Annotated in this window: 21 protein-coding genes; 13 read left to right on the forward strand and 8 right to left on the reverse strand. The window is 62.1% G+C overall.

Annotated features, from left to right (window positions below; translation table 11 throughout):
* Nucleotides 1-23: 23 nt before the first annotated feature.
* From ACVWY3_RS14985 to ACVWY3_RS15000, 4 genes are all read right to left on the reverse strand, one after another.
* Entirely contained in the window at nucleotides 24-1,217 is a 1,194-nt protein-coding gene (locus tag ACVWY3_RS14985; protein ID WP_456839131.1) for a cupin domain-containing protein, read from the reverse strand.
* Nucleotides 1,218-1,283: 66 nt separating this feature from the next.
* Complete coding sequence (locus ACVWY3_RS14990) at nucleotides 1,284-1,610, reverse strand: hypothetical protein (RefSeq protein WP_456839132.1); 327 nt, start codon at nucleotides 1,608-1,610, stop codon at nucleotides 1,284-1,286.
* Between the two features lie 46 nt (nucleotides 1,611-1,656).
* Nucleotides 1,657-1,839: a hypothetical protein gene (locus ACVWY3_RS14995; RefSeq protein ID WP_456839133.1), complete on the reverse strand. Its 183-nt coding sequence runs from the start codon at nucleotides 1,837-1,839 to the stop codon at nucleotides 1,657-1,659.
* 141 nt (nucleotides 1,840-1,980) lie between these two features.
* Entirely contained in the window at nucleotides 1,981-2,877 is an 897-nt protein-coding gene (locus ACVWY3_RS15000) for a LysR family transcriptional regulator (RefSeq protein WP_456839134.1), read from the reverse strand.
* A 222-nt stretch (nucleotides 2,878-3,099) separates the two neighbouring features.
* On the opposite strand from ACVWY3_RS15000, the gene ACVWY3_RS15005 reads away from it, so the two are divergent.
* From ACVWY3_RS15005 to ACVWY3_RS15015, 3 genes are all read left to right on the forward strand, one after another.
* Entirely contained in the window at nucleotides 3,100-3,240 is a 141-nt protein-coding gene (locus ACVWY3_RS15005) for a hypothetical protein (RefSeq protein ID WP_456839135.1), read from the forward strand.
* Nucleotides 3,241-3,621: 381 nt separating this feature from the next.
* The gene (locus ACVWY3_RS15010; RefSeq protein ID WP_456839136.1) at nucleotides 3,622-4,380 is read left to right on the forward strand and encodes a sulfite exporter TauE/SafE family protein; all 759 of its coding nucleotides are present in this window, start codon (nucleotides 3,622-3,624) and stop codon (nucleotides 4,378-4,380) included.
* A gap of 131 nt (nucleotides 4,381-4,511) precedes the next feature.
* Nucleotides 4,512-5,513, forward strand: coding sequence for a helix-turn-helix domain-containing protein (locus ACVWY3_RS15015; RefSeq protein WP_456839137.1), 1,002 nt, complete (start codon nucleotides 4,512-4,514; stop codon nucleotides 5,511-5,513).
* A 629-nt stretch (nucleotides 5,514-6,142) separates the two neighbouring features.
* Here the strand turns inward: ACVWY3_RS15015 and ACVWY3_RS15020 are convergent.
* Nucleotides 6,143-6,409 (reverse strand): hypothetical protein, encoded by a 267-nt coding sequence (locus ACVWY3_RS15020; protein WP_456843579.1) that lies wholly within the window; start codon nucleotides 6,407-6,409, stop codon nucleotides 6,143-6,145.
* Between ACVWY3_RS15020 and ACVWY3_RS15025 the strand changes: the two genes are divergently transcribed.
* From ACVWY3_RS15025 to ACVWY3_RS15040, 4 genes are read left to right on the forward strand one after another with little or no spacing between them, the layout of a single operon-like run.
* Entirely contained in the window at nucleotides 6,303-8,357 is a 2,055-nt protein-coding gene (locus ACVWY3_RS15025; protein WP_456839138.1) for an FUSC family protein, read from the forward strand. The two genes, ACVWY3_RS15020 and ACVWY3_RS15025, sit on opposite strands and share 107 nt — an antisense overlap.
* On the forward strand, nucleotides 8,354-8,563 hold the full coding sequence (locus ACVWY3_RS15030) for a DUF1656 domain-containing protein (protein ID WP_456839139.1): 210 nt from the start codon (nucleotides 8,354-8,356) through the stop codon (nucleotides 8,561-8,563). The genes ACVWY3_RS15025 and ACVWY3_RS15030 overlap by 4 nt, the downstream gene beginning before the upstream one ends.
* Nucleotides 8,560-9,003 carry a DUF983 domain-containing protein gene (locus ACVWY3_RS15035; protein WP_456839140.1) on the forward strand — a complete coding sequence of 148 codons (444 nt, stop codon included), beginning with the start codon at nucleotides 8,560-8,562 and terminating at the stop codon, nucleotides 9,001-9,003. The genes ACVWY3_RS15030 and ACVWY3_RS15035 overlap by 4 nt, the downstream gene beginning before the upstream one ends.
* The gene (locus tag ACVWY3_RS15040) at nucleotides 9,000-9,974 is read left to right on the forward strand and encodes an efflux RND transporter periplasmic adaptor subunit (protein WP_456839141.1); all 975 of its coding nucleotides are present in this window, start codon (nucleotides 9,000-9,002) and stop codon (nucleotides 9,972-9,974) included. The genes ACVWY3_RS15035 and ACVWY3_RS15040 overlap by 4 nt, the downstream gene beginning before the upstream one ends.
* Before the next feature lie 246 nt (nucleotides 9,975-10,220).
* Here ACVWY3_RS15040 and ACVWY3_RS15045 read toward each other — a convergent pair whose 3' ends face one another.
* From ACVWY3_RS15045 to ACVWY3_RS15055, 3 genes are all read right to left on the reverse strand, one after another.
* Entirely contained in the window at nucleotides 10,221-10,526 is a 306-nt protein-coding gene (locus ACVWY3_RS15045) for a cupin domain-containing protein (protein ID WP_456839142.1), read from the reverse strand.
* Nucleotides 10,527-10,676: 150 nt separating this feature from the next.
* Nucleotides 10,677-11,429 carry an SDR family oxidoreductase gene (locus ACVWY3_RS15050; RefSeq protein WP_456839143.1) on the reverse strand — a complete coding sequence of 251 codons (753 nt, stop codon included), beginning with the start codon at nucleotides 11,427-11,429 and terminating at the stop codon, nucleotides 10,677-10,679.
* A gap of 203 nt (nucleotides 11,430-11,632) precedes the next feature.
* Nucleotides 11,633-12,211 (reverse strand): hypothetical protein, encoded by a 579-nt coding sequence (locus tag ACVWY3_RS15055; RefSeq protein WP_456839144.1) that lies wholly within the window; start codon nucleotides 12,209-12,211, stop codon nucleotides 11,633-11,635.
* A gap of 451 nt (nucleotides 12,212-12,662) precedes the next feature.
* On the opposite strand from ACVWY3_RS15055, the gene ACVWY3_RS15060 reads away from it, so the two are divergent.
* The 6 genes from ACVWY3_RS15060 (at nucleotide 12,663) to ACVWY3_RS15085 (ending at nucleotide 17,576) form a co-directional block, all read left to right on the forward strand.
* Nucleotides 12,663-13,613: a helix-turn-helix transcriptional regulator gene (locus tag ACVWY3_RS15060; RefSeq protein ID WP_456839145.1), complete on the forward strand. Its 951-nt coding sequence runs from the start codon at nucleotides 12,663-12,665 to the stop codon at nucleotides 13,611-13,613.
* Between the two features lie 58 nt (nucleotides 13,614-13,671).
* Nucleotides 13,672-14,346 (forward strand): SDR family NAD(P)-dependent oxidoreductase, encoded by a 675-nt coding sequence (locus tag ACVWY3_RS15065; RefSeq protein ID WP_456839146.1) that lies wholly within the window; start codon nucleotides 13,672-13,674, stop codon nucleotides 14,344-14,346.
* A 219-nt stretch (nucleotides 14,347-14,565) separates the two neighbouring features.
* Nucleotides 14,566-14,829 carry a hypothetical protein gene (locus ACVWY3_RS15070; RefSeq protein ID WP_456839147.1) on the forward strand — a complete coding sequence of 88 codons (264 nt, stop codon included), beginning with the start codon at nucleotides 14,566-14,568 and terminating at the stop codon, nucleotides 14,827-14,829.
* A 97-nt stretch (nucleotides 14,830-14,926) separates the two neighbouring features.
* Nucleotides 14,927-15,229: a hypothetical protein gene (locus tag ACVWY3_RS15075; protein WP_456839148.1), complete on the forward strand. Its 303-nt coding sequence runs from the start codon at nucleotides 14,927-14,929 to the stop codon at nucleotides 15,227-15,229.
* A 112-nt stretch (nucleotides 15,230-15,341) separates the two neighbouring features.
* Nucleotides 15,342-16,559: an NAD(P)/FAD-dependent oxidoreductase gene (locus ACVWY3_RS15080; RefSeq protein WP_456839149.1), complete on the forward strand. Its 1,218-nt coding sequence runs from the start codon at nucleotides 15,342-15,344 to the stop codon at nucleotides 16,557-16,559.
* Nucleotides 16,560-16,655: 96 nt separating this feature from the next.
* Nucleotides 16,656-17,576, forward strand: coding sequence for an MBL fold metallo-hydrolase (locus tag ACVWY3_RS15085; RefSeq protein ID WP_456839150.1), 921 nt, complete (start codon nucleotides 16,656-16,658; stop codon nucleotides 17,574-17,576).
* Nucleotides 17,577-17,602 lie beyond the last annotated feature (26 nt).

Raw genomic sequence — 17,602 nt, forward strand, 5'->3', positions numbered from 1 at the left:
TGACCGCTTGCACTATGCCTGCTTTAGCTTGGTAATCGTTGTCTCGGGCACCCGGCAAAGTTGTTACCCAACAGGTAACGCGGACTGGATTGCACCCATCTGCTGAGGTCGATCTCTTCGAACTTGCCATTGTCCCAGGTTTGCACGATCTCAAGGTCGTCATCGCCGACGTTCTTGATCGCGTGTCCGAAACCCTGCGGAATGTAAGCAACATCTCCCGGCGTGAACTCGGCGACCCTGCCACGTCCGCCGGAACCGAAAAGCGCCACTTGCGCTTTGCCTCGCAGATAATAATGCCATTCGTTAGCGTTCACATTCCAATGCAGCTTCTTCACGGCGCCTGGCTTGATGACCATCACGCCCCCCGACATGGTTTTCGACACGGGCCACTCATCGACGGTGGCGAGTCGGAACGTGCCGCCATCGAAGTCCCGCACCGCCCGATTATCGTGCAGCAGGCTGAACTTGTGTGTGGAGTCTCTAGGCCAGGGCGCATCGAGAGCTTCCGAGGCGGGCAGCACCGGCCCCGCCTGAATGTAAGTCTCGCCCTTGGGGAAGGCGTCGAATACGTCCTTCGACACGCCGAAATTAAGAGCCAGCAGATCCTTGGGCGTCACGTCGATCCAGTCCGTGATCGAGAATGTGCCGTGCTCGGAAAAGGCGCCGTTATCGAACGACAGGATGAAATGACACGGCTTGTCGCCGATGGTCTGGATCGAGTGACCGTGGCCTTTCGGGAAATACCAGAGGTCGCCTGGGCCATAGTTGTTTATCTCGCTCGCTCCTGACGGATCGAGAACCACGGTTTGGCAGCGGCCGTCGATGACGAACGCCCATTCGGCTGCAATGGCGCGCCAGTGCAGCTCGCGCGATGCACCCGGCTCGAGAAACATGTGCACGCCGGCAATTCCCTTGCTGATAGAGAACTGGTGGACGGTGGCCTCTTTCGCCCAGCCGCCCGAGGTCACCTTCGGGACGCTGCCGTCGAGCGAGAAGCGGAAATCGGGGAGAGCCGCTACGTCCTTGGGATCGTGGTAAGCGACTTTATCGCCCGGAGGCAATTCGATCGCGTGTCGTGCAAAACCCCCGTCTCCCGGCTTGAACTGTGAAGGCCCTGCTTTCGCATTCCCAAGTGAGGATGCCGTCAAGAGACCTCCGGCACTGGCGGCCAGAACATGACGACGTGAAATGGTGTCGATGGTATTCTCCTGTCTCACTTTTCTTTTTTGAGACTGCTACTGCTGTAAGGTCATTCATGGATTGGCAGCCGCAAGAGTCGAAGTTCAGTTCGAGGCAGTGTTCGGTTTGCGAACGAGCACGCTGTCCCCTTGCCGGCTGATCTCGATCACGCCCGCCGGTTGCGGTGTCGAGAGAAGCACACGCTGACCAGGTGTAAGAACAGATACGACGCGGATCGGTGTTCCTGTCTCGCCCTGCGCCATGGTGGCCACCACGTGGAATCCGTCGCGCTCGACAGTGTAGTAGGCGACCCCTGATATCGCGCCGAGGTCGATGCTCTTGGCCTCGATTGGACGCAGCCCCTCTGCCTGGGCGGCCGTCAGGGAGGCGATACCGAATGCAGCGGCGAAAAGCGTGTTGCGGATGGACATGACGATTTCTCCTAATGGTTGACGATCGAGCACCGCGAATCGTTGATCACGACAACGGCTCGCCGCCCCGATGAATCCAGGTTCCGTTGATGACAATCGGTGTGCTGTCGGGCTGCCCGTTGGCCGGATCGGTCGGCGGGAAGACGCTGTCGTAGATCGCGCGCGCTTCTCGTATCAGGCGGAGCCGCTCGCGCTCGGCCTTCGGGATAAATTGGATGACTTCACCCATATTCGCCTCCAGTTGGTAACGCCGGTTCCGGCGGGTCATGACTGGGAGGTGGGGCGAAAGGCGCTGGACAACAGGCGGGGAAACCGGGAGTCATCCTTCCGGATTTTGGAAGCTCGACAGCGAAGTGAGCACCGGCTGGGTCTACTCGGCGAAAACTCGCTTCAGCCGCGGTGCCGCAAAGTCCAAGAACGCTCTGACCTTGATCGGCAGAAACCGGTCGGCGGTATAGACCAGATTGACCGGCATTGACGGTGGCTGGAATTCATCCAGCACGGTTGTCAAGGCTCCCGCTTCCGGACCAGCTTCGAGTTGGTAAGCAAAAGCGATGGAAATTCCCACGCCAGCGCGAGCTGCCGTACAAGCCGCTTCGGCGCTGCCGACGGTGAGCCGCGTACGCACCGGCGCGGCTATGGTCGCCTTGCCTCTGACGAATGTCCAGACATCGGGTGGCGAAAAGCCCGGATAGCTGATGCAATCATGTCCGGCCAAATCTTCAGGCGTACGCGGCGTTCCGCGCGCCGCCAGATAGGCGGGACTGGCGCACACCACCCGGCGCGTCCTGCCGAGCCGTAGCGCGACCAGGCTCGAGTCCGGCAATTCGCCGATGCGCACCGCGACATCGATTTGCTCCTGGGCAAGGCTCAGCTTCTGATCGGTGGGGATCATCCTCACCTTGATGTCCGGGTAGGTCTTGAGGAAGTCCGCAATGATCGGCATCAGAATGATGCGCCCAAGGCCCAATGGGGTGGTTACCGCCAGCTCGCCTGTCGGCGTGGTATACTCGCCGGACGCCGTACGCTCCGCTTCGAGCACATCTGTGAGGATGCGTTTGCAAGCCGCAACGTAGGACGTGCCTGCATCCGTCAGCACCAGCTGCCGGCTCGATCGATTGAAGAGCTTGGTCCGCAGGTGAGCCTCGAGCTCGGATACGTTGCGACTGACTGTTGTGAGTGGCGTTTTCAACCGCCGCGCCGCCGCGGACAAGCTGCCCTGCTCGACCACGGTCAGAAAGGTCGACATCGCTTCCAGGCGATCCATCGAATCCCTTCCATAATTCGGGAGGATACTTTCCGATTTTGCCATATCACCCCCTACTGCGGAAGACGGCATCGCCCTAGGGTGATCCGGATGGCCATTCGAGCGAGCCTTCCGCTGCCTGGAAGGACCCTTTCCACCTATGGCCCTTTCTGAGCTGGGCTCTCCAATCGATGTGTTTGGGCGATGACGCGAGAAGCGCGGCCTTCAACACAGGAGAGTTCAATGACAAGGCATCTCGAATCCTATCGGTACGAAATCCAGTACAGCGACGACGCCGACTTCGTCACATATCAGCGCAGGTCGAGCGACGGCAGCTGGGAGACGGTTGCAGCGTGGATGATTCCAAATTCGGCGGATGACTGAGTGTGGCCCGCATTGCGCAGCCGACCAGTCGTTCCTGTTCGGACATCCAGCGACGGATCGGCGAAACTCTCCACATTGTACTCGGTGCAATGTTTTGATTGCACCGAGTAATGTCTCGGATCATTCTGGCAACCCGGGAAGCTCATATCGAGAGGCCAGCATTCAAAGCCGTTTCACGGGCGTACGACCGCGCCAGCCATGAATGTTCGCTGCTCGGAGCATTGTGATCATAGCTCGGACCATTGGAGACCAAAATGCCTGCGTCTCGACGATCATCCTGCCTGCTGCCATCTCTGCTCAAGCGGACGAAGAGATGGTGACCGCCGCGGCGGTAGCGATTTCGCGCGAGCACCGGCGCGCTCCAACCCTGAAGTCGCCGCCATGGAGCTGACCGTCGCCACGATCCTGGTCACCTTTGCCGGCGTGTTCCCGATCTGCTTCATGAAGGGCGCGTTCGGCGGCGGTTTTTCGATTGTGGGCATTCCGCTATTGTCGCTCGTGATGGATCCGGTCACTGCCGGCGGCCTGCTCGCGCCGTTGTTCATCGCGATGGACTTGTTCGCCCTTCGCTACTGGAAGCCTTCGACCTGGTCGAAGCAAGATCTTCTGCTGCTGGTGCCGGGTCTCGTGACCGGGATCGGACTGGGCTATCTGTTGTTCCGCTTTCTTGACCACCGCGCCATCGCGATCGCGATGGCCGCGACCACCTTGATCTTCGTGGCACTGTGGCTTGCTGCAGGCGCGGAGGTGATAACGCGTCCGCGTTCGACGCCGAAGGCCATCACGGCCGGCCTCGCCTCCGGCGTGACGACCATGGTCGCGCATTCGGGCGGACCGCCGCTCGCAATGTATCTGTTGCCCCTCGGCCTCAGCAAGGAGGTCTACGCAGGAACGACCAGTCTGTTCTTCACTGTCGGCAACGCGACCAAGGCCGTCCCGTGGCTCTTGCTAGTGAAGCCGACGGGAAACGTCTGGACGTTGATGGCGATTTGCCTGCTCGCCATTCCCGCTGGCGTGTGGGCGGGTTGGCGGCTTCACGGAAGCTTGGACCAGCGCCAGATCTATCGGGTCTGCTACGGATTATTGGTCGTGACGGCACTGAAATTGTTATGGGATGGAGTTTCCGGCTACCTCATGTGAACCGGCTGTTGCCGCGGGTTGGTGTGGGACTCGCAAACACTAACAGCCTCTAACAACCGATAACGAGCAAATTGCGCCGGCTGTGCCAAGTTAGCTTCGCAATAATGATGAATGCGATCCTGGAGCGCCACATGGAGATGCAATCAGATCAGCCGGCCGCCGCAGGCTGCTATGAGCAGTGGCCGCACCGTGGCGTTTGGGATCGGGACTGTCCGGGCAAGCTGCTGCTGTCTTCGGCGGATCGGGGCTGGTCCGGCCTGTCGGCCGAATTGTGCACTGCTAGAAGAGGCGTTGGCCCCTGGAGGACCCCACCATCCGATATCCGGATTTGCGTCGCCATCCGTAGCAATCAAACGACTCTCACGCGGCGCGCGCCGGGCATCGAAAGTCAGATAGTCGCCGAGCGAGGTACGGTTTGGCTCTCTCCTCCCGGCTTGCAGGAGGGTGCCGTTGACTTCACTGAAGATCTGCCGGAATTCATGCACATCTATCTTCCGCTAAGCCACTTCTCGTCGAGCAATTTCGACAACCCGACCGATGATTCGGCAATCCACGCGCTAAACTACGAAACGTCTTTCGAAGATCCGCTGCTGGCCGAGATCGGATTTGCAGTCGCCTCCGAGCTAAAGATTGAAACTTCAGCTGGCAGTCTGTTCGTCGAATCCCTCGCATCCAGTCTGGCGGCGAGGTTGCTTCAAAAGCGAGCCAGCGCATCGCGCACTCAACTTTTTCCTCGTCCTGCTCAGCATGGGCTCGATCAGCGCAGACTCCTTCGTGTGCTGGACTACATTGATGCGAACCTGGAGGGTGACCTCAGCCTTGAATGCATGGCTGGGATCGCGTGTCTAAGCAGATACCATTTTGCGCGAGCCTTTCGACAAGCCGTCGGAGAATCTCCCCATCGCTACGTCAGTGCCAAGCGCCTGGAGCGGGCGAAAGCCCTGTTAATACGTGGCGATCGGCCCTTGTTGGACATCGCGTTGACGCTCAACTTTTCCAGCCAAGCCAATTTCACGCGAGCCTTCAAGCAGGCGACCGGGCAGGCGCCAGGTCACTATCGTCAAACGGCGGGATCACAAGCATCCAAATCCTCTCTGACGGACGTCAGGAAGTCGCTTTCGGTTTTTGCCTGAGCCTGCATATCGTTTGCGGGCCAGCCCGCAGCAACAATTGACAAGACGGCAGCACGCGATGCAGAGCCCGCGGGCCGTCGCACGACTATCTTCGCCGTCGTCAGTCACTGAGAGACCGCTTGCCATGCCGATACGTCAATACTTCGTGTGGATGGGAGGCGCCCTCCTCGTGTTGCTGTTCGCGGCCGATTGGCTGCTCCCCACGCCTCCTGCAAATTCGCATTCCGCGGTCGCTCCGAGCGAACGGGCCAACCTGCGCATCACTTCGGACCAAAAATGGCCGGAGCGGGTGGTGTTCGACACCGCTCACGCGCCAGTGACCCACCTTGCTGAGTCTGGCCTCGCGCCGGACCTCGTCCCTGAAGTCTTTTCCCAGACCTCGCGGCGCAGCCCACGCGTTGCGTTCGCGGCAGTGGCAGACGTTACGACCGCTGCTCCGACAGCAAGAAATGAGAATGCATCGGCAATCCGTGCAAAGCCGCAGCCGCCCAGAACACGTATGACGAGTGCAGCCAAGATCTAATGATCGAGAACCGACATGAAAGACGCTCTGTGCCTCGCCGTGTTCGCTGGCAAAATCCTGTGCCTCGTGATGTTCGTCGCGTTTCTGAAACCGGACGTCATCGGCGTCATCCGGACGTCGGCGACTCCTGCTGACTGGGGAGCGGAACGCCCAGCACTGCAGGAATGCGTTTCGAACGTATTTGCAGCAGCTTCGCTGGCTGACGCGAAGCCATGCGACGCACATAGAAATTCCGCTCACTGCTGACGCAACGGTTCGCCGACGCCATGACCCAAGCTGCCTCATTTCGGGACCGACATGCCGCCATCATCTTCGCGCTGCGGACTTTCGCAGCGGCGATGCTGGCGTTTTCGATCGCGCTGCTGCTGGACATGCCGCGTCCCTATTGGGCCATGGCGTCAGTCTACATCACCTCGAACCTGTTCACGGGAGCGACCACCTCCAAGGCCGTCTACCGCATTTTGGGCACGCTGATCGGTGCGGCAGGCACCATCGTGCTGGTTCCGAACCTCGTCAATGCGCCGGAGCTGCTCAGCCTCTGCATCGCCCTGTGGGTCGGCATCTGCTTGTATCTTTCGCTGATCGACGGCACGCCGCGCAGCTACGTCTTCATGCTGGCCGGCTACACCGTCGCGCTGCTCGGATTTCCCATCGTCTCGGCGCCGCAGTCGGCCTTCGACATCGTGGTTTCCCGCGTGCAAGAGATTATGCTCGGGATCGTCTGCGCGAGCGTTGTCGCGATGCTCGTGCTGCCACGCAGCGTGGCGTCCGCCGTCACCGTGCAAACCGATGCATGGCTGACCGGCGCGCGCCGGCTCGCCGCAGACGTCCTAACGGGCCGCCGCAGCGATCAGCAGCGCGATAGCGAACGCCTACGTCTCGCCGCCGCAGCCTCCGAAATCGACCAGCTTGGGCGTCATCTCGGCTTTGAGGCGACCACGTCCACAAATATCGGGCGAGGGCTGCAATTGCTCCTGCAGCGCATGCTGTCGCTGCTGCCGCTGCTCGGATCGATCGAAGATCGCAAGCTGCCTCTCGGTCCGCATGACGATGCGGCTGCGCGCGTTTCCTCTATGTGCGCAAGAATAGCGGCATGGCTTGAAGCGGGAGGCCGCGATAGACAGGAAGCCGATGCGTTGCGCGCAGCGCTTGATGAAGCACGACCGGTGCTGAGCGTGGACGCCGGCTGGATCGAGATCGCGATTTCTGGCCTCATTGTACGGCTGCGCAACCTCGTCGATGTCATGCAGGATTGCCAGCTTCTGCGCGAGGCCATCTCCGGGGGGCGCGATTCCGAGTCGCTTTCTCTCGTCTTCTCTCATGGCGCAGCGGCTGTTGCCGTGCCGCATCGCGACTACTGGTCTGCGCTCCTGGCGGCCGGGTCCGTAGCTATTGCGGTGCTGTGCTGCAGTTGCTTCTCGATTGCGACCGGCTGGTCGGACGGGGTTGCCGCACCGCTTTTCGCAGCTGTCGTCGGCAGCTTTCTGGCGGGCGCGGACGATCCGCTGCCGGCGTTCCGCAATTTCTATGGATTATTCCTCGTCGTGATCGCCGTCCATGGCATCTACCTGTTTGGCGTGTTGCCGCGGATTACGACTCTCGAGGTGCTAATCGCCGCATTGATGCCGCCCTTCGTGCTGTTCGGCTGGATGGCTGCCCGGCCCGCGACCGCGCGTATCGGCTCCATACTTGCCATCTACCTCTCGGTGCAACTAGCGTTGACCGAGACCTATTCGGCCGATTTTATCGCCTATGCCAACTCCAGCGTTGCGCTGATGCTGGGTGTGGCGCTGACCGGCGTGACCTGCGGCATCGTTCGCATGGCCGGAGCCGACTGGATCGCGAAGCGATTGCTACAAAGCAATTGGACCACGCTTGCATCAGTCGCCGAGCGCACCTCGGATCAGGACCCCTTCGCGCTTGCCAGCCTGATGCAGCATCGCCTCGCCCTGCTTGCTGCGCGTATCGCCGTCGTCCCCGCCGACGCAAGGAGCGGCGCCGCCAATCTTCGTCAGCTTCGGACGGCGCTCAACATTCTCGGCGTGAGGCGCTCGAGCCTGGCGCTGTCACGCTGCGCAAGAGCGGCCACCGAAGCGTTCTTTGCTCGTCTTGCCCCGATTTGCCGGATCCACACTGCGGGGCCACTCGCCGACGATCTGGTGGGACAGCTCGACGGCACCATCGCATTGACGTTGCAGGAACCCACGAGCGAAGCCCGCGATCATGTGCTGGTCGGTCTCACCGGCGTTCGTTCCGGGCTCTTTCCGGAGTCACCGACCTATCAGCCGCAGCAAATCGAACCTGGGACGATCGCCGCATGAAATATCAACTTGACCTTTTTGGCGTGCTCGTTCCGACGCTCCTGCTCTGGAGCGTGGTTGCATACGCGCTTGAGCGCCTCGTCAGCAAGCAGATCGCGCGTATCGGCCTCTATCGATGGATCTGGCATCCCGCATTGTTCGATTTCGCGCTTTTCATCTGCCTGCTCACCGGCCTCGTCTTAGGCTCAGCGGAGTTACTCACATGACAGCACCCGTGTCCCTCAAAAAGGCTCTATGGCGCGGGTTCAGGATGAAGTGCCCGAACTGCGGACAAGGCCGCCTGTTCGGCTCCTTTCTCAAGGTGGTCGATAATTGCGCGGTTTGCGGTGAAGATTACACGCCGCAACGCGCCGACGACCTTCCGGCCTATCTCGTGATCGCCATCATTGGCCACCTTGTCGTGCCAGGACTTCTTGCCGTCGAGATAGCCTATTCACCTCCGGCCTGGCTTCAACTGCTGATCTGGCTCCCCGTCACCGGGCTTTCGGCTCTCTTTCTCCTGGAGCCCGTAAAGGGGACAATTGTCGGCCTGCAATGGCAGATCGGCATGCACGACTTCGAAGCCGCCAGACGCCACCGGAATCGTGAAACCTCCGACGGCGTCACGCCCGTTCCTCGCCTCGCCTCCAAGGAGTTGGTGTCATGAAAACCGTCGTGGATTCGCTGCGTCCTTTCGCACTGACCGGTCTCATCGTGCTGGTCGCGCTTTGGGCGGGCTACAAGCTGTGGGACTATTATTTTGATGCGCCCTGGACCCGTGACGGTCACGTGCGAGCCGACGTGGTGCCGGTGGCTCCCGATGTTTCCGGCTTCGTGAGCGAGGTTCTGGTCCGGGACAATCAGCAAGTACAAAAGGGCGACGTGCTCTTCCGGATCGACCGGGCGCGCTATGAGATCGCGCTCAAGCAGGCAGAGGCGGTACAGGAAGGCAAGCGCGCCACGCTCGACAACGCCAATGCCGATCTGAAGCGCTACAGTGCGCTGACGCCCGGCGTCGTGGTTTCCACGCAGCGCATGGACCAGGTCGTCGCCATCCAGGGCTCGGCCCAGGCGGCCTATGACCAGGCCGTCGCGGACGTTGCTCTCGCGAAGCTCAACATCGATCGCAGCGAGGTGCGGGCCTCGGTCAGCGGCATTGTCAGCAACAATGAACTGCGGCCGGGCGTCTACCTCACCCCCGGAAAGGGCGTAATGGCGCTGCTCGACAGCGACACGCTGCACGTCGAGGGCTACTTCGAGGAAACCAAGCTGCGGCGCATCCACGTCGGCGATCCCGTCAACGTGCAACTGATGGGAAGCAGCCGCGCGTTGCCCGGCAAGGTAGAGAGCGTTGCAGCCGGTATTGAAGACCGCGATCGCAGCAACGGCTCGACGCTGCTTGCCAACGTCAACCCGACCTTCAACTGGGTCCGATTGGCGCAACGCATCCCGGTCCGGATCGTGCTGGACGGCCCTGAGCGAAACGAACTCGTTGCGGGGGCCACAGCGACCGTCGAGGTGCTCGGCCCCGGATCACACAGCTATCCGACCGAAGCCAAAAACGAGCGCAGGACGGCACAAGCCTCCAGCTGCCACACGGCGCGAACTGCGATCGCGGTCGTCCCCTCGTGCGGCTGAAAGCTGATCAGGTAAAGGCTTTATCAAGATGTTGATAGCCTTTCTGGCACTGCTGAGCACGGGCATCTTCGCGGCCCATATTCTCGAAGGGCTGCACACGAGACTGTTGTCGATACACACTCGCGAACGTAAGATGGCCGATCGTAGCCGATAGCCGGATGCCGCTTCCGCTTCCGCTTCGCGAAGGCCGCGTCAATCAGGCAGGCCTTTCCCGCAGTCAGTTTGGTGCACTTGGGGCACGTACGATCATTGTGCTGGTACCAGCGCCGGGGCGCCCTTGTCCTTGATCAAGAGCACCAGGAATTTCGCGGGCTGGGTGGCACTTGCGTTCCGGTCGACTACATGAACGTCAGAAGGGCCTTCATAGAAGGACTGTCCCGGCGTCAGCGTCACCTCTTGTCCGCCCTTCAGCTGCATCACGACCGAGCCCTCGAGCACGTAAACAAACGCATGGGCATTGTGCCGATGCATCGCGCTCGAGCCGCCGGGCGCGTGCTCGACCGTGATCATCAGAGCTTCCCTGCCGGGGCTCTCCGCAAGATCCTTAGACATCAGTGCCGTGACCTTGGGCTCCGAGCCAGCGCGGTGCTGGCCGTGAGGCACAGAAGAGCCAACGCAGCGAGTTTGATCGTCATGGTCGTCGCCCCTTAGTTCGTCGGTCCGGATCCGCTCCTGAGAGAACTGGTGTTCCTCCCGTTGAGATCAGGCCGCTGCCTTCGAGCGGCGGAGCCACTCGTCCAGACCGATACGGCCGAGGCGCGCCTCGCCGAGCGGCACAAGCGAGTGCTCGCTGACCCGGCCGCCCCAGTATCCGGCCTCGGGATCGCTCACGACCTCGCGCGCATCGCCCACCGCTTTGAGATAGCGGGCGATGATCTCGTTGAACGGAGCTCGTTCCGGCCCGGCTATTTCCACGATGCCGCCACGCGGTGGCGCGAGCGCCACATCGGCAACCATAGCGGCAACGTCGTCCGACGCGATCGGCTGGAACAGGATGGGCGGGAGCCTGACTTTGTTGCCATCCACGCTGGAATCGGCGATGCCGCCGAGGAATTCCATGAACTGCGTCGCGCGGACGATGGTGTACGGTATGCTAGAGGTCTCGATCAGTTTCTCCTGGGCGACCTTAGCGCGGAAATAGCCGTTGTCGGTCCGGTCGGTCGCGACGATCGACAGCGCGACATGGTGCCGGACGTTCGCTGCGGCCTCCGCCGCGAGAAGGTTGCGGCCGGAGGTCTCGAAGAATTCCAGCACCGCCTTGTCTTCGAATGAGGGCGAGTTGGCGAGGTCGATCACTACCTTCGTGCCCGTCATGGCCTCCGTGAGCCCCTCCCCAGTTATCGTGTTAACGCCGCTCTTGGGCGAGGCGGCCACGACCTCATGGCCGCCCTGACGCAGAATGGCGACGGTCTTCGAACCGATCAGGCCGGTACCGCCGATCACGACGATCTTCATGGTGATCCTCCGTTATCGTTAGACGTGGTCAGCTTTCAGCTTCAGGCAATCATGGGCGCATCGCAGTTGTCGCGAGCGCTGCTGCGCCGGGCGAGAAGCGCGATGGGGCTCACCTGGTCGCATCGACGATACCATACGCGAGGCTTTGCCGGCGGTCCGCAATCAGTCAACAAGGCTGATCAATCGGCAGCCGGCCGAACGACTCATTTGCGCGTTGAGAGGGAGCGCGTGCCCCAAGATGCCGGCGTCAGATCGCTTCGGGGGCGGATGTCGGCGGCAGCCGGCGCCGGGCGGTAGCGCCGGATCGCGCCGATGATCACGACCACGAAGGATGCCAGCACAATGCCCTGCACGATGGCAAACGGTGGCTCGGCCGGCGGCACGCTTGGCGCCAGCGCATGCAATGCCGGTACTTTCAGGAAGGACTGGATGACCAGCACGAAGACGTTAAGATAAAGCGAGAGGAGCGCGGTGAGCACGTAGATCCAGCGCCAAGAACCGGCGAGCTTCATGCCGTAAAGCCCCAAACACGCGACCCCCAGCAGAACCAGGGAGAGGATCGCGATCAAATGGGACGGCAACGGCTTCTCGAACAGCAGCGGCGGAATCAGAAGCCCCGAGACGCTGGTCAGGATGGTGGCTGTAAGGAAAACAGCGGTGAGGTTCGGCATCCGCTTCGAGCCGAACATCCCGAACATCACGACGAGGCCCGCCGCGATTGCAACCAGGCTGATGATCACGTGGACGATCGTGAACGTCGCCAAGCTCATACCCAGCATCATGATCCGCCTCCGATTTCGACCCAAGCCATTGTCATCTCCATCTGTTTGGTAGGGCCACTGCTTAAGGGATCGAGCGTGCGCCTGCCCCAGAGCGATTGAGGCGGTCGTAGAGATATTGCTGTTAAGATGTGCGCTGGATTCTCATTTCCCTGCATGATGACGGTGGGACTATCGTTGCTAGAATGCGTCGTCAGCCTTCGTCAGAGCTTCACAGTGCTCAATGACAACCAAGAACGTCTGCGGTGCTGACCATCTCCTGCGCGGTGCCTTGTGCGACGGCGCCCCTGCGCCGCCGCGGCAACGGCAGAATGCGACTTTGGGCGTCTGCAGAGCACAACGACCGTTCAGAATTGAAATCCGCGGCGAATTTAGGCAGGACGCCGGGCCGGACAACGGCTAGAACGGAGATCGAAAGCTCGATCAGGTTGCGCCTCAACGACGAGGACGGTCCATGAGCGGTCCGCGCTTGCGAGATATTGGGCAGAAGCAAGGCGCGACTCCGGCGCAGCTGCACGATTTGCCGCTAGGCGAGCAGCGCCCTCACGCCGATGAAGAAATGGCGCGCGTGCTCAAGATGGCGCCGCTGCAGATGGCTTCGGATCCGTCCAGCGGCGTGATCACCTTCTGGAGGCATGATCCCCTGCACGACGTCGTCAAGCCGATGGTCGATCATGTGATCATGGCTTTTCTCGCCGAGCCGGTTCGGTTCGAACGCCGCGACGGAAAAGCGTTCCTGAACGGAATGACGCGTCCCGGGACCGTAACGGTCATTCCGGCGGGTTCATCCTCCCGCTGGGATATCTACCAGCCCTTGAGCGTCGTCCACCTCTACCTTCCGCAGACAACGCTGGAACGCGTTGCGCAGGAAGCCGGAACGGCGGCTCCCGGCGACCTTGTGGAACGAACGGCGCATCCGGACCCCATTACAGCCCGATTGCTGCTGAGCGCGGCGGACGCCCTGGAAGGCTGCGCCGCGCTGGATTCGTTGTTCAGGCACCAACTGAGCGATCTTCTGGCCACGCGATTGCTCGCCGCGCACGCCGGCTCGCCGGCAACGTTCCAGCCGGTCATGGGCGGGCTGTCGCCCAAGGTACTGGCGCGCGCTATCGAACGTCTGCGTTCGGATAGCGATGCGGACGTCTCGCTTGCGGCGCTTGCTGCCGACGCCGGCCTGTCGCGCTTCCACTTCTGCCGCGCCTTCAAAGAAAGCACCGGGCTCTCGCCGCACGCCTGGCTGCGCCAGCACCGGCTCGAGCAAGCCATGAACATGCTGCGCGATAGGGAGGTGTCGATCGTCTCCGTCGCTGCCGCGCTCGGTTATTCCACTCAGACCGCCTTCGCCGCGGCGTTCAGGAAGCTGACCGGCGAAACCCCCAGCGATTGGCGGAGACGCATATCTTGATGGTTTGGGCAAGCGTGGTCTCACCCGTTTCAAGTGCAGCGTCGAAGGGAGACAGGCGATGAAGACATTTCTGAGCATCGGCGCGGGCCCGGGAATGGGTTTCGCGACCGCCGAACGGTTCGCCAAAGAAGGTTTCCAGGTGGTTTTGGCCGCCCGCAGCGTGGCCAAGACGCAGGAGCTGGCCAAGAGATTGACAAGGAAAGGGTACAAGGCGGACGCGCGACAGGTGGATTCGAGCGATCCGAAGGGCATCGCCGAGCTGGTCGCTGAAGTCGAGAAGCAGCACGGCTCGATCGATGTCCTGCACTACAACGCCGCCTCCGCGCGCAAGGCGACTCTGTCCGAACAGCCTCGCGACAGCTTCAACTATGATCTCGCCCTGAACATCGGAGGTGCGCTCGTCGCGGCGCAAGCTGTCGCTCCGAAGATGGAAGAGCAAGGTTCGGGTGCGATCCTGTTGACGGGCGGCGGTTTCGCGCTCGCTCCCAGCGCGGACTTTCTTTCGATCAGCATCGGCAAGGCCGGCATTCGCGCCTTGGCCCAGGCGCTTTTCGAACCGTTCCGGGACAAGGGAATTCACGTCGCGACGGTGACCGTCTGCACCCTTGTGTCTCCGGAATCGAAGGAGGCCTCGGCGGTGGCCGAGCAGTTCTGGCATCTCTACAGCCAGCCCAAGGACGCCTGGACCTTCGAAACCAGCTACGCCCCCGCGGCACATGAACATGCTGCGTGATACCGACGAGAAGATCGTCCCAATCGCAGCCGCACTCGGCCGTTCCTCGGCGGCCGCGTTCGACGTCAAGTTCAGCAGGTGACCGCAACCCGAGCAATTGCCGCAGGCACATTACTTGGCAGCAATCGCTCTACAGGCACGGCAATCGCTCTGGGGCGGCCGCAGCTCAGATCCGCTAGATCATCGCAATGCCCACATCCAACCGGATGGAGAAGAACGATGATCCGCAAGAGCACCGTCGATTCCCGTGCGATCGCTCTGAGTTTCTCACACTGGTCCGCAATCTCCGGCTTTGCCAGCAAGACGGCCGAGACGGTTTCCGACTTCGCCCGCGTCGTGCGTAACCTGGTCATGGACATTCGAGACAGCTACCGGCCCGAGCTGCACTACATGCGCGGCCCCGGCCCGAAGTGGCGCGCCAAGCATCAGCCCTGGCTGGCATCCGACGCTGTCCCCAGCGACCGGCGCAAACGCGTTCATTAGCAGCAATCGCTCGACAGCTACGGCAATCCCTCTGGGGCAGCGCAGCGCGCCGTGGACTACACCATCACCGTCCAACGAACGCCGATGGAGATCGACCATGATCCGGAACACCTTGGTCAACCAGCTTGCAATCACCTCACGCCGGCGCGGCCTTGCCACAGCGGTCGTGTACGGACTTTCGCTGGCCGTGCGGTTCACCTCGGCAACCGGCGAAGAGGTGGAGATCCCGGTACAATCCCTGCAGAGAACCTATCCCGCGATCTCCATCACGACTCGGGACCGCCCTTCGCTGCCCTACCAGGATTGGGTTCTGGGCTCGGCTCAGCCCGTCGTTCTTCGACAAGGCTGGTCGCTCAAGTCTCCGATGTCAGCGCGCTCGCCGGAGTGCCTCCCCCCATAACGGGCTGACGCCCTCGTTTCACGCCTTCGCGTCGTCGTCGATCGCCGCCCTTGGTGAAGAGTGGCGGCGGTAGCGCGCGGACTTTCGGAAGTCCAAACCAAGGAGCAAAGACATGAGATTAGTCATCATGGGCGCCGGCTTCGCCGGCATGTACGCCGCCCTCTCCGCCGCTCGCCTGCGCGACATCCAGGGCGTTTCGCCGGAAGAGCTCGAGATCGCGCTGGTTTCGCCGGAGCCGACCCTCGTCGTCCGTCCGCGGCTGTACGAGCCGAAGCCCGAGACCTTGACGGCGCCGCTGCTCGACGTCCTCAACGCGGTAGACGTCAAGTACGTGCAGGGCAGCGCCGAGACGGTCGACACCAAGTCCCGCACGGTGCAGATCGCAACTAGCAAGGGACCGCTAAAGACGCTGTCCTACGAGCGCCTGGTCGTTGCCACCGGCAGCAAACTATTTCGTCCGAAGGTCCCGGGGCTCGCCGAGCACGGCTTTGCCGTCGACTCGCTCGATGATGCGGTGGCGCTCGACAAGCACCTGAAGGGCCTCGCCAAGCGGCCGGCCGTGAACGGCCGCGACACCGTCGTCGTGGCGGGCGGCGGTTTCACAGGCATCGAGGCCGCAACCGAAATGCCGGCGCGGCTGCGCGAGATCTTCGGCAAAGAGGCCAAGCCGCGGGTCATCATCGTCGACCGCAATGCTGCGATCGCCCCCGACATGGGTGAAGGGGCCCGCCCCGTCATCGAGGACGCCCTGCGCAAGCTCGGCGTGGAGACCCGGCTCGGCGCCGGCGTCGCCTCGCTCGACGAGTCCGGCGTCACGCTCTCCAGCGGCGAGCACATCGAAAGCGAGACCGTGATCTGGGCAGCGGGCATTCGCGCTGCGCCCTTGAGCCAGCAAATTCCTGCCCAGCGCGACAATTTCGGCCGGCTGCTGGTGGACCGCGATCTGCGCGTACCGGGAGTGGACGGCGTCTTCGCCACGGGTGACGCCGCGCGCGCCGCCTGCGACAATGAAGGCAACTACGCGCTGATGTCTTGCCAGCACGCTACGCGGATGGGCGCGTTCGCGGGCAATAACGCTGCCGCGGAGCTGCTGGGCGTTCCGACCAAATGCTATCACCAGAAGGGATACGTGACCTGCCTGGACCTTGGCGAGGCCGGTGCGCTCTTCACGACCGGCTGGGAACGCAAGGTGGCCATGGTCGGCGATGTCGCCAAGAAGACCAAGCAGGAGATCAACACCGTCTGGATCTATCCGCCGAAAGCAGAGCGTGCCGCTGCGCTCGCTGTGGCCGATCCCGAACGTGTGACTGATGTGACTGGCTTCCTCTAGAGCCTTCACGCGAAGCGGGCCGCGCTCCGCGCTTGCTGCGCAGCCCGCTCAACCAGCACCAGCCAGCAGCTTTTCCATCAAAGAGGAGAGAAACACATGAACCGAGACCACACATCCCCCGCCTCACGCCTTGGCAAACCGATGCACGACGAGCTGGTTCCGTCGCGCTACGCGCTGAAAATCGGTGACATCGACGTCCTGGTGATCAGCGATGGAGTTCTGCATCTGCCAACCAATGTGTTGGTCGCTACGGCCGACCCGGCTCCCCGGCAGGCCGTGATCGACCAGCTAATGCTGCCGCCGGAAATGCTCGATTGGCCGCTGAACGTGCTTGTGGTGCGGAGCGGCGGCCGAACCATCCTGGTCGACACCGGGGCGGGAGTGAACTCGAACCTGCCGAAGGCCGGACAGTTGACCCATCGACTGGAGGCCGCCGGCATCGATCTTGCGGACCTGACCGACGTGGTGCTGACCCACTTGCACATGGACCATGTCGGCGGGCTGCTCGTCGACGGGGTGAAGGAGCAGCTTCGACCGGACCTGCGTATCCACGTGGCCGCAGCCGAGGTCAAGTTCTGGGCGAAGCCCGATTTCTCGCTCGTCTCCATGCCGGAGGGTTTTCCGCAGGTGCTTGAATCGACCGCGCAGAAGTTCCTGCGCGAATACCGCACTTATCTGCGGACGTTCGACGACCGCGCTGAAATCGCGCCGGGCGTCGTCGCCCAGCGCACCGGTGGCCACACCCCCGGCCACTGTGTGGTCCGCCTCAACTCCGGCGGCGATCGGCTGACGTTCGCCGGCGATGCCGTATTCCAGGTCGGGTTCGACCACCCCGACGTGCACAACGGCTTCGAGCACGACCCGATGGAGGCGGCCCGCGTCCGGGTCCGTCTGTTGCGGGAGATGGCGGAGAGCGGCGAACTGCTGCTGGCCACCCACCTGTCGTTCCCGTGCATCTGCCATGTGAAGGTCGACGGCGAGGTGTTTCGCTGTCTGCCGGTCAACTGGGACTACTGACACCTATCGTGCGGCGCTTCGAGACG

This window comes from Bradyrhizobium sp. USDA 4486 (assembly GCF_054057995.1).